General features: G+C 38.5%; 11 protein-coding genes and 1 tRNA gene. 3 read left to right on the forward strand and 9 right to left on the reverse strand.

Features of this window, described 5'->3' with window-relative positions; translation table 11 throughout:
- Positions 1-7: 7 nt before the first annotated feature.
- From IPJ53_05300 to IPJ53_05325, 6 genes are all read right to left on the reverse strand, one after another.
- Positions 8-1,492, reverse strand: coding sequence for a DNA primase (locus IPJ53_05300; GenBank protein MBK7798506.1), 1,485 nt, complete (start codon positions 1,490-1,492; stop codon positions 8-10).
- Positions 1,480-1,662: a hypothetical protein gene (locus tag IPJ53_05305; protein ID MBK7798507.1), complete on the reverse strand. Its 183-nt coding sequence runs from the start codon at positions 1,660-1,662 to the stop codon at positions 1,480-1,482. The genes IPJ53_05300 and IPJ53_05305 overlap by 13 nt, the downstream gene beginning before the upstream one ends.
- A 17-nt stretch (positions 1,663-1,679) precedes the next feature.
- Entirely contained in the window at positions 1,680-1,970 is a 291-nt protein-coding gene (locus IPJ53_05310; protein ID MBK7798508.1) for a helix-turn-helix domain-containing protein, read from the reverse strand.
- Between the two features lie 68 nt (positions 1,971-2,038).
- Positions 2,039-2,923 carry a hypothetical protein gene (locus IPJ53_05315; GenBank protein ID MBK7798509.1) on the reverse strand — a complete coding sequence of 295 codons (885 nt, stop codon included), beginning with the start codon at positions 2,921-2,923 and terminating at the stop codon, positions 2,039-2,041.
- Positions 2,907-4,259 carry an integrase catalytic domain-containing protein gene (locus IPJ53_05320; GenBank protein MBK7798510.1) on the reverse strand — a complete coding sequence of 451 codons (1,353 nt, stop codon included), beginning with the start codon at positions 4,257-4,259 and terminating at the stop codon, positions 2,907-2,909. The genes IPJ53_05315 and IPJ53_05320 overlap by 17 nt, the downstream gene beginning before the upstream one ends.
- 175 nt (positions 4,260-4,434) lie before the next feature.
- Positions 4,435-4,505, reverse strand: a tRNA-Cys gene (locus IPJ53_05325).
- A gap of 130 nt (positions 4,506-4,635) precedes the next feature.
- On the opposite strand from IPJ53_05325, the gene IPJ53_05330 reads away from it, so the two are divergent.
- The 3 genes from IPJ53_05330 (at position 4,636) to lysA (ending at position 8,452) form a co-directional block, all read left to right on the forward strand.
- Complete coding sequence (locus tag IPJ53_05330) at positions 4,636-5,823, forward strand: galactokinase (GenBank protein ID MBK7798511.1); 1,188 nt, start codon at positions 4,636-4,638, stop codon at positions 5,821-5,823.
- 62 nt (positions 5,824-5,885) lie between these two features.
- On the forward strand, positions 5,886-7,214 hold the full coding sequence (locus IPJ53_05335; protein MBK7798512.1) for a hypothetical protein: 1,329 nt from the start codon (positions 5,886-5,888) through the stop codon (positions 7,212-7,214).
- A gap of 11 nt (positions 7,215-7,225) precedes the next feature.
- Positions 7,226-8,452, forward strand: a complete 1,227-nt coding sequence (gene lysA, locus IPJ53_05340) for a diaminopimelate decarboxylase (GenBank protein ID MBK7798513.1) — start codon at positions 7,226-7,228, stop codon at positions 8,450-8,452.
- 412 nt (positions 8,453-8,864) lie between these two features.
- Here the strand turns inward: lysA and IPJ53_05345 are convergent, their stop codons facing one another.
- From IPJ53_05345 to IPJ53_05355, 3 genes are all read right to left on the reverse strand, one after another.
- Positions 8,865-9,179: a c-type cytochrome gene (locus IPJ53_05345; GenBank protein ID MBK7798514.1), complete on the reverse strand. Its 315-nt coding sequence runs from the start codon at positions 9,177-9,179 to the stop codon at positions 8,865-8,867.
- A 43-nt stretch (positions 9,180-9,222) separates the two neighbouring features.
- Positions 9,223-11,160: a cytochrome C peroxidase gene (locus IPJ53_05350; GenBank protein ID MBK7798515.1), complete on the reverse strand. Its 1,938-nt coding sequence runs from the start codon at positions 11,158-11,160 to the stop codon at positions 9,223-9,225.
- A 202-nt stretch (positions 11,161-11,362) separates the two neighbouring features.
- Positions 11,363-11,650, reverse strand: a complete 288-nt coding sequence (locus tag IPJ53_05355) for a hypothetical protein (GenBank protein ID MBK7798516.1) — start codon at positions 11,648-11,650, stop codon at positions 11,363-11,365.
- Positions 11,651-11,686 lie beyond the last annotated feature (36 nt).

The following is an 11,686-nucleotide window of genomic DNA, read 5'->3' on the forward strand; positions in this document are numbered from 1 at the left end:
TGTAGGTTTAGAAAAAACTTTTTTTCTCTGCATTAACCCCTGTTCCATAGTTTTTACGTTCTGTTTGATAACCTGAACCCCTTAACCTGCCTGCAAGTGTCCGAACTGAACAGGCTTTAAAACCACTTTCAATACAATAATTTCGGTAATCGCTGAACATATCTTTTAAGGGTATTTCATTTGTGGCTGAAACCTTGTACCCGTGTTCACTTAAAAACATCAATACACTATCGCTTTCTATCCTGTATTGTTCAATGGCTCTTTGGGCTGCTTCACATTCTGAAAACCGCTTTTGTTCCAATAATCTGTTTAGCCCTTCCAATACCCAGTTGAAAACCCCTGAAAGTTCCTTATCAATTATTTTAATATGTAGCTGTTTATCCTGTTCCATTGGTGGTATTGTAACATCAAAAGGAATGATTAAAAACCTTCTGAAATAGGCGTTTGTATGTTCAACTTCTTTGGGTAATTCGTTACAATTAAAAATCAGTTTGGCGTATTGCTTCAAAATAAAAGGCTGCCCATAAGGTAAACGGGCTTCAACGGGTTCACCCGAAACCAGTTGCTTAAATATTGAAGCTTCCAAATTGCCGTTTATTTCACTTGCATAGTTCACCAACTTGTTAGCCAGCTTCGCCCTGAAGTACCCGTTATCATTTGTAAGGCTTTGCAATGAAAAGCTACTCACGTTTTCAACCCCTAACAAAGCATTGACAATTTCAAAAAATACGCTTTTGCCGTTTGCACCTGTACCGTATAACACTAAGGCTTTTTCCTCTTTGAGTGCATTGCTGCCATGCTTTATGAATACATACCCCAAGTATTCAGCCAAAACCTTTTGCCGTTCTTTGTCGGGCAATACACGGTTTAAATACGCTTCAAATATTGGTGCTTTTTCCAGTGGGTTGTACTCAAAAGGTAATTGATAGGTAATAAAATCGGAACGGTCAAAGGGTCTTAAATTTGTACCCTGTGGGCTTATTTCAAATGTTCCGTTTTTTAGGTTTATTAAAACTCTGTCTTCATTGCTTCCAGGTGTGGGCAAATATGCCGTTGCAAGGAACTGTTTAAAAAGCTGCTCCCTAAATTGGTAAAACCTTGCTGAAAATTTAGCAACTCCCATTTTTTCGGCTGCTTCGCCTAAAAACTTTTGGAATGTTTCTTTGTCAATTTCAGCCCAAAACGTACCGTTGTACAGGTAAATAAAATCGTGATTTTTACATAAACCCCAGCGGTTCTTTTCTGCAAGCTGTAAAGCGTTTTCAATGGATAACACTAAAAAGTGTTTCGTATTCAATTTGAAATTTTCTTCATTGTTAAGGTTCGCCAACGCTTCAAAGTCCAACGCTTCAAACTGCTCAATAAGTTGATGTAATATTTCAGCGTGTGGGGTTGCTTCACTTTTCTTTAATAGCCTTTCCGCTTCGGCTTTTATATCCTCAACCCCGATACTATATTTGTTGAATTCAAATTTTGTTTTTAGACTTTCCATCCCTTATTTTCATTTTTAAAGATCAAATGTTTTTTTTCAAATTTTCGATCATATTGTTCCAAGTCTTCACCAATTTGAAATCCATCAAAGTAGGTTTTTGCAAGAAGTTCAAGACTAGAAAATAATTTGAATTTTTGGTTTATTTTATCCTTTGCTTTTCTCTTTTTCAAAGAGTTACTGGGGTGAATCATATTCTTTGTCTTTTAGCCTCCATTCTTGACAAAGATTCCTGGATTTCATCATGTCTGAATCTGATCCGGTCGCCAATGCGATGTTTTACAATGATGCCTTTATTACTCCAGTCGTGTAGTGTGGTCTGGCTAATTTTGAGGATGGCACATACCTCATTGGCGGTTAACCATTCCTTTGAGGTGACTTCTTTCCTTTGGGAATTTTTAATAATGGTCTCAACTTTGGAAACCACATTTGCCAACATCTCATTGAGTTGGTCCTGGGTCATTACGATTACTTGTGACATATACTTATTTGTTTATGTCAAAGGTCTTAACCTTAAAAGGGGGGTGCTATCTACTTTCTATCTACTTTCTAAAACTTACCTAACATGTTGTTATTCAATATCATTTTCTTAATTCTGTCTAATACCTCATTTTTATTAAATGGATTATTTGGGTCTGCATTGTCTGGATTTTTTGAAAATGTCATAAGTCGTTTGACGGTTGACTCAGATATATTTGTTACAAGGGAAATGTATTTATATAATTTGCGATCTGTGTATTTGCTTCCATCGCTTCTAATGTGATCCTTTAGGTAGTCAATAATTCCAAATATATGGCAATAAACAAAACGATCTTGGTCCTCTAAATTTATTGGGATGTTGCCATTTAGCTCTAAACCCTCACTTTCTATATTTGTTGGAAAACTTTCCAAATAATTGAGATATGCCTTAATTATGGGCATTACATCGATAATATTACCGTAAAAATCAATATCATTTTCATTAAAATATTCATCATTTATTACCCGCATTTCTATTTCGGCAATAATTAACTTTAGCCTATCCTTCCTTTCTCCAATGGTATCAAAGTCTTGTAAGTACCCCATCAAATCCTTAATCCATTCCTTTTGCCATTCTTTTTTTCTTCCGGTTTCAAATTTAGATAATAGCGCCTCCAATTGAGGATTTTCATTAATCTTAATTTTATTCTGAGTCATGTAATCAATTAAAAAAGTATATTTATCTTGATCGGTTAAGTTTTTAAAGTGATCTGATTCTTCTAATTCATCTATTGTCATTCTAAAAAATGGGGTCAAACTAATTAGATATAGCTCCCTTTTTTTCTTTAGTTGCTCAATTTCTTCCTTTGAAAATTTGATTGATTTTAGACCAGTTATATTATTTTTAAATTCCTCGGTCCTTTCTTCAGATAGATAGCGCATAACTTCAAATTTGATTCTATTTAAAACGTTCATTCTTTGCTATTCGGTCCGCTGACTGCTCCTTAGTGACTTTAACGTATTTCAAGAAATTACTTTCTGTAGTGTGCCCTGTTATCGACATTATGTCTATTGGGGCAATATCCGAAAGGTAAAATAGAGTTACAGCGGTTCGTCTCCCGGTGTGATTGGTAATGAGCTCGTATTTGGGGACTGATTTTGTTATTATTGTCCCGCCTTTGTTCTCTGATACGCTGACCATCTGATCAATTCCGGCCTTTTTTGCAATTTGTTTGATATATTCATTGATGGTCTGATCTGCTAATTGTGGGGCGTTGAAACCGTATTTCTTTAAGATGATGTAGGCTTTTGTACTGACCGGAATAATTACCTTTCCATTCGTTTTTTGTGTAATCATTTCAAGTCGATATTCCCCTTTTGCCGTCTTCCTGATATGATCCTTTGTGATGCGTTTTACATCGCTAATTCTAAGGGCGGTATAACACATTAATAAAAAAAGATCCTTAACCTTTGCCTGGGCCTCATTGCCTGAAAGGTCCAAATTCTCAATCTTCGTAATTTCTTCATCATCTAGATAAATGCTGTCTTTTTTTGCCTTTAGCGTCTCAAAGTAGCTTTTTTTAAACTCAATGTTTGAGTGTATCCCCTCATCTAGTGCAGCCTGTGAAATGGTCTTTAAATGTTTGATGTACCTCCCGGTCGTATCTTTTGTGTAATTCTGTTGGTTTAAGAATTTGACCAAATCATTGTATACGGGGTTTTTTATATCCTCCCATTTATACCGGATGTTCATGTATTTCTCAAACTCTGCCCAAATGGAAACAAAATTCCGGTAATTTTTGATTGTGCCCTCTGAATATCGGTTTCCCTTATTTGGACCTGACTGGATTAATATTTTTCCCCTGGATATATCGTCCACAAATTTGACTGAGTAATCAAGGACCAAGTTTTGATTTAATCCCGTTTTGCTTACCTTTCGGACTTTGGGGGATTTTTCAATATTCTTTTTTGATTGGAAAACGTTTTCCTTAAGAAGTTGGTCCAGTCCCGATATGTCAATAGGTATTTTAGATAGGTTGCAATTGTAGACATACGCATCCACCAATTGAATTACACTATTAATTCTATGCTCAATATTCCTGATGATGTTCTTAATATGGGGGTCTTGGGCCAAATACTCTTTAATCAGTTCTTTGTCTTCAGTAGGCCGTTGCCTCGTCTTGTCCCACAACCCAGGGTAAATCTTATACCCTATGCCTTTTTGAAATGGTTTCCCGTTTAAGTGGCATCTATAAAATATTGGCGTTGGATTGTCCGTCTCAGTTGCCCTTAAATAAAATTTATGATCCATTTTTAATATTCTGATGTTACAAATATAATACGGGGCACGATCCGGGGCACGATATTTCTTTATTATATTTGTGCCATCCTTATAAGAGTATAAAGGTAAATTGACTTAAATCATTGAAAATCAATATAAAATAAAAATCCCCTTATCAAAAATGATAAAGGGAAATATGGTTCTGAGGTCGAGAGCGGATTCGAACCGCTGTAGAAGGTTTTGCAGACCTCTGCCTAGCCACTCGGCCACCCGACCCGTTAAGGGATGGCAAAGATAGAAAAGTCCAAAGTATAATCTATAAAGCGGTAAAAGATTTTTTGGAATTTGCAGGAAACTATGGTCTCAGGGGCTCAAAGGTCCTGAATAAGGGCATATTGTCTCCTAGATGAGCTTTGATGGCACTGGCAAGGTTTTTACCTGCAGGCTGAATATCTTTGCCCTACAAGGCATGAGCATGAGAGAAAACGATTATCTGGACTGTTTGGGGGATCATGAGCTGTTGATCCAGTCTCCCGGCAGAATTAACCTGATCGGCGAACATACCGACTACAACAAAGGATATTGCCTTCCGGCAGCCATCAGACAATCTTTGTTCCTGGGAATCTCAGAGGCTCCTGCCATGAAATTCAGGGCACTGGATACAGGGGATGGTTGGGGGTACGGAAATCAGCAAAAACCGCATTGGATGGTTTACCTTCAGGGGGTAATCGATTTTCTAGCCGCTCAAGGAATCGATGTACCAACGCTCGAAATGGAGTTTGGCGGAACGCTGCCTATGGGCGCCGGGCTATCGTCTTCATCTTCCCTGACCTGCGGCTTTATTTTTGGAATCAACCAATTTATGGGCTTAAATCTTCCTACAGAAACCCTCACTGCATGGGCCGTTCAGGCAGAACGTGCCTCCGGGCTGATGGGTGGCATGATGGATCAGATCAGCATTTTTAATGGCAGGAAAAAGCAGGCTTTACTGATTGATTGTTCGGATTGGACATTTAAATACTACCCCGTCGACATCCCCGATTTTAGCTGGCTGATAGCGGATACAGGAGTAAAACATAAGTTGGTCGATTCTGATTACAACAATCGAAGCCTGGCTTGTGCAAGGATCTTTAAGACCTTGCAGCAAAATGGTTTTGCCGGAGCGTCTATCAGCGAACTACCCATCCATGAACTCTCCCAATGGAAAGATCTTTTGGCAGAGGAGGATTTTCCGCTGCTTTCCTATGTCCTGGAAGAAAACAAACGGGTATTGACTTTTGCAGAAAATCTTATGGCTCATCAGGTGAAAGAATTGGGGAACCTTTTATTGGAAGGTCATGCGGGGTTGAGGGATCAATACCGGGTGTCTTGTGCAGAGCTGGATTTTATGGTAGAATTTGCAGAGCAATTTGAAGGCGTGATGGGAGCGAGGATGATGGGTGGAGGTTTTGGAGGCAGCACTTTGCATTTACTCAAAGAGGATGCAGTTCAGGATTATCAGCATGCGCTATCAATGGCTTATTTCAAGAAATTTGGTAAGGAGGCAAAGATATTTGAAGCTGAATTGGAGGACGGCGTCCGGCGAATTCATTGATCGCTCGTCCGGAGTCCTTTTATTAACTTATTTTTGTGCGCTGCTCTGCCAATGGCCATTCAATGAATTTTAAATCACCTATCTTAATCTTAACCTGTTTCTTGCTGATATTTTGGTCAGCGGATGCTATACCCTTAAAATTTCATTCAATTGAAAAGGAAAAAAGGGAAATTGAAAAACTCATCCGACAACAGTTTCCGGATTGTAAGATTGCAGATTTAAAAAATGAGGAGGGATTTAAATTTGTGCTCGAAGTCAACTTACTTCAAAAAGTGGATCATCACAATCCTGATTCTGAAAAATTTTATCAGAAAATTTATCTGTATCACAAGAGTCGGAAAAAACCAAATGTCCTGGTCACAGAAGGATATGCCATCCGAGACAACGTGTATGAACCTACGCGCATCTTTGATGCAAACCAGATTTCTGTTGAGTTTCGTTATTCGGGAAGCTCCACACCGAAGGAAATGGATTGGAAATTTCTGAAGCAGGAACAGGCCATGCTTGATTTGAATGAAATTCAACAACGCTTTTCAAAAATTTATAAGAATAAATGGATCAGTACCGGTATTTCAAAAGGCGGTACCACATCAATACTTTATTCACTCACATTTCCAAAAAATCTTTCTGCTGTAGTGGCTTATGTAGCTACGTTTGCCTTGGCACAAGAGGATTTCAGGACCATCGATCATTACAGAAATAAAGTCAGCACTCCTGAATGCAGAGCAAAAGTTTTTGAGTTCCAAAAGCAGATTTTTAATCAGAGAGATGAGCTTAAATTATTGATCGATACTTTAGCAATTACAGAGCAGGTTGAATTTCCATTGGGCATCGAAAAAACTATTGAGTATGCTGCATTAGAATATCCATTCTCTTTTTGGCAATGGGGTTTTGGTTGTTCAGAAATTCCGGAATCATCCGCGACTGCCAGAGAGATTTTTGAACATTTGGAAGAAACGGTGGACATCAATTTATACGATGATAAAAATTGCGCCTACTACTTGCCGGCTTATTATCAGAACATGACCGAATTGGGATATTATGGATTTGATACCGTGGGATTAAGTACCTATTTAAAATTGGAAAAAAATCCATCCAACCTCATATTTTGTCCAAAGGATATCCCGATCATTTACGATCCTTCATACATGAGGATGATGCATGAAAAAGCCGTCCATCAGGGGCATCACATACTTTACATTTATGGTGAAATGGACACCTGGACTTCATGTGGGGTGGTTCCTGACAAAAATTTGGATGCCGCCAGATTTGAAATGAAAGGTGGCAATCACCGCACAAGAATCAGAAATTTTAGTGTGGAGGAAAAAACACAAATTTATCAGCACTTACAACGCTGGACCCACTTAAAAACACGACCTTTACCTTTTTAAAGAAAAGCAATATGGAATTGATCAACGGAAAATACAGCATACAAAAAATAGATGCCATCGACCTGGTAAAGAAATATGAAACACCACTTTATGTGTACGACAGCGACATCATTCGCCGACAACTGGACAGATTGAATACTGCGTTTACCGTGAAACACCTCGGAATACATTTTGCCTGTAAAGCTCTCAATAATATAAATATTTTAAAATTATTGAACCAATGGGGTGCAGGATTGGACACCGTTTCCATCCAGGAAATCTGGATCGGTCTCCAGGCGGGTTTTGATCCTTCCAAAATTATCTACACACCCAATTGTGTCAGTGTGGATGAAATCGAAATGGCGATTGGACTCGGCGTGCAGGTGAATATAGATCATATTGAAACATTGGAATACATCGGCCAACATTATCCCGAGGCAAAGATTTGCATTCGTATCAACCCGCATGTAATGGCAGGTGGAAACGAAAAAATCAGTGTGGGTCACATCGACTCTAAATTTGGAATTTCAATTTATCAAATGCCATTGGTAGAAAGATTGGTCAAGGCGCTTAAACTTAAAATTAATGGTTTGCACATGCACACAGGATCTGACATTCTGGATCCCGGTGTATTCAGTTTGGCATCAGACATTTTATTTGACATTGCAAGAAAATTTCCTGATCTGGAATTTTTGGATTTTGGCAGTGGATTGAAAGTCCCTTACAAAGAAGACGATGTGTGTACAGATGTAGAAGAATTGGGAGAAATATTATCCGATCGTTTCAATAATTTCTGCAAAGAATATGGGAGAGATTTGAAGCTATATTTTGAACCCGGAAAATATCTGGTATCAGAATCCGGATACTTTTTTGTCAAAACAAATGTCATCAAACAAACACCGTCCACTGTGTTTGCAGGCGTGGACAGCGGGCAGAATCATTTGATTCGTCCTATGTTCTATGGCAGTTACCACCACATTCTGAATGTGTCAAATCCATTGGGAAAACCAAGAGTTTACAACATTGTGGGCTACATCTGCGAGACCGATACTTTTGCCAGCAATCGGGTAGTGAGTGAGATTCATCCGGGAGACATTCTTTGTTTTAAAAATGCAGGGGCCTATTGTTTTACGATGAGCTCTAATTACAATTCCAGATTCAAACCTGCTGAAGTTTTAATTCACGAAGGGAAAGATTATCTGATCAGGAGTCGCGACACCATGGAAGATTTGTTGAAAAATCAGATTGAAGTAGTTTAGCAACTTTCGTTCTCGGATTGTTTAATCTTGTTAAACATTTATTCCCAATACGTGGTTGCTTCGAGCTTCCCAGCTTGAAGCTCAGAGGTCGGTTTCTTCGAACTTCCCAGCTTAGAACGGTTTCTTCGAGCTTCCCAGCTTGAAGCTTAGAACGGTTTCTTCGAGCTTCCCAGCTTGCAAAGGTTGCTTAGAGCTTCCCAGCTTGAAGCTTAGAAGCTCACTTAGGTCATCAATTTCAAAAGAAGAACAGAGCTATTTTCTGATTTTCTTAAAACAGGTTGCTTCGAGCTTCCCAGCTTGAAGCTACGAAGTTGGTTTCTTCAAACTTCCCAGCTTGGATCGGTTTCTTCGAGCTTCCCAGCTTGAAGCTATGAAGCTTACTTAGTTCATCCATTTCACAAGAAGAACAGAGCTATTTTCTGATTTTCTTAAAAGATAAAAAATGTAAAATCGCCTCAATGTCCTCATAGCTCAACTTTTGGGCGATCCCGTGATTGTCTGCATCCGTGATGGAGAGTTTAGCTTTATAAGTGTCTAATTGCTGTTGAGAAAAATCAGGAATGCTGTCTTTTGATTTGCCAAAAATTCCGTGACAGCCGCTACAATTCTCCTTATACAAATCTCTCCCATGTTTCCAGTAAGCGGTGAGATTTTTTTTACTTTCCTTAGAAATATTTTTGGGCAAAGGATAAGTGATACGAGGCTTGCAGGAGAAGCTTATTGACATCAATATAGATGCTAAAAAAATATACTGCAATATGAATCTTGATTTAATATTCACCGCCTACTTTTCTTTTATTCAATGCTTTCACAGATGATAAAGGTAATTCTTTCGGAGGATCACCGGGTTGAATTTTTTCGTCAAGCGAACGGAGAAATTCCAGGAGTTGTTTTTTTTCTGTGACACTAAGGTGAAGAGAATCCGATACCAGAGTTTGGTTGCTTACTTTTATTCCTTTTCCTTGTCCTCCACCTGCATCGTAAAAATCGATAACTTCCTCCATGGTACGGAATACTCCGTTGTGCATGTAAGGCTCTGTGTGTGAGGTATTGCGAAGATTGCCTGTTCTGAAAGCATGCAACATTTCCGATGCAGGGTGAACAGAAAATCTTCCTGAATCCTGACTTAATTTTAGAAAGTTTGTATCTGCGGGTACGCCGATCACTTCAAATTCACTGCTGATGTATGGGGGCTTGATCCCATTGAATTGTGGAGGAAAATGGCAGGTAGCACATTGTGCTTTACCCATGAATAGATTGAAACCTTTTATGGCATCGGAGGTAATGGGAATGGATGCATTGATGGACTGATCGAATGGTGCTTCTGCAAAACTAAATTGACTATAGTATAGTACAACGGCGGATGCGACATGATCTAATGTTGGTTTTTTGGAAGAAGTAAATTTTGCAAGTGATTTGATTTTTACGGAATAGGATTTGCAACTCATTATTTTTTTCATCAGTTCGTCGGGATCACTATTCATTTCATTAGGTTTGCTGATCACATCCTTGAACTGATTAAGCAGAGTGTGATGTTTTCCGTCCAGCATCATCAGATGGTGATGAACCGCATTTACTAAAGTTGGCGTGTTTCTTCCAAGCGAGTTTCGTTCATCAAATTGTAAAGCAGTTTGTCTGGAAGTATCTGTAAAATATTGTTGTGGGATGTGACAGGAAGCGCAGGATCTGCGGTTGTTTCCGCTGAGCAGCGGATCAAAAAACAATAATTTTCCCAGACCACGTATTTCATCCAGCAAGGAATCATTTTCGACGGGACGGAAGATGCCTTTTATGTCCTGAGCGGTGTAAAGTTTTTTGTTAAAAATAGAAAGAGCTTTATTGTTGAGTGAATAGTCGTTGTAATTTTTGGATCGAAAATTATTTTTTTGAATGGCTAATTGATTGAATCCAAAAAGCGGATTGACATAATCTTTTATAAAAGTGTAGTGATTAAAATTTGAAAATCCACTTGTTTGATGTTCCACAAAACCAATTAGACCTGAATAAAGAGTTGAGTAATTTTGGGAGATGGAATATTTTGGATAGCTCAGGTTGAAAGTGTTGTAAATTTCTGCTGTTTCATGCAACATATGTTTTAACTCAAATAGAATTTGTGCAGAATCCGGACATTCGAATCCGGTAGTGTAGATGGCTGTCAGATTCAGCAGAAAAAGTCGGTTGGCGAAATAGAAATTTGCGGGATTATTGAGCTCCGAAATCATGGAATCAGTCAGGAAGGCGGGTATGGAGGCAAGGGCTGAATCCAGCAATGCAATTAAATCAGTTTTTTGAAGGAAGTCTTCACCGAGTCGATTTTCTGCCAGTATCAAGCCGGCGCCTTCTCTTCGGTAAGGAGTTTCAAATTTTTCGAACACCTCGTTTTCCCACTCCACCGGAAGAGGGCCATTTATTTTTCGGTATGCGATCGGATCCAGATATCGAAGCCAGAAATCGCAGGTCTTGAGCACTTGTCGGGAAGAATGAATGGACGCAATGATCTGTTCGGATGTCTTAGGATCAGACCAATCCACTTTATCGATCTTCATGCGGAGGTCTGAGAGTGTTGTCCCAAGTGCTGCAATCCGGTCTGAGTACAAATGGGCATAATCCGGAGGTAAGCTACTACCGGTGTGGTTAAAACCGCTGAAAGCAATGCATATGGCAAGGAAGAATCCGATGTATAAAATATAGATTATCCTATTCAGCATGATGGGAGCAAAGTTAGTGCTTTCTTTTACATCATTTTGGGAGGACCTAAGGTTGAACGGGCTGAATATTAAACTGATTGATTGACCGGAAAGAAGATTTTTTTAGTAATTAATATATAAATACATATTTATATATATAAAAATAAGGTATATAATGTATTATATATAAGTATTTTAACTTAAATAAGTAATAATTCATGTGTTAGCTGTTGATTTTTCCATTATTGAGATTTATTACCCGATTTTTTTCTTTTTGAGTACAGTATTGTCTATTTTTGGCTTCTAAAGGAAGACTCGACACACAGTAGTTTGGTGAATTCCAGGATTTAGTAAATCCAAAGATTTCCGAGTTCTGTGGTCGGTTAAAGCCAACCTGATTGTAGGCATGAATATGATCATATTCAATTGTTTGTACATTGGATGGAAACCTGTTCAGGTTTTTCAGTGGTTTGATATGCCCACTTCTCAAATATTCTTCGCACTCATTCATTTTTCAGACAAATACCAGCAAGATTCTTTTTTGAAT

Source organism: Candidatus Vicinibacter affinis (assembly GCA_016714365.1).
In the GTDB taxonomy this organism is placed as follows: domain Bacteria; phylum Bacteroidota; class Bacteroidia; order Chitinophagales; family Saprospiraceae; genus Vicinibacter; species Vicinibacter affinis.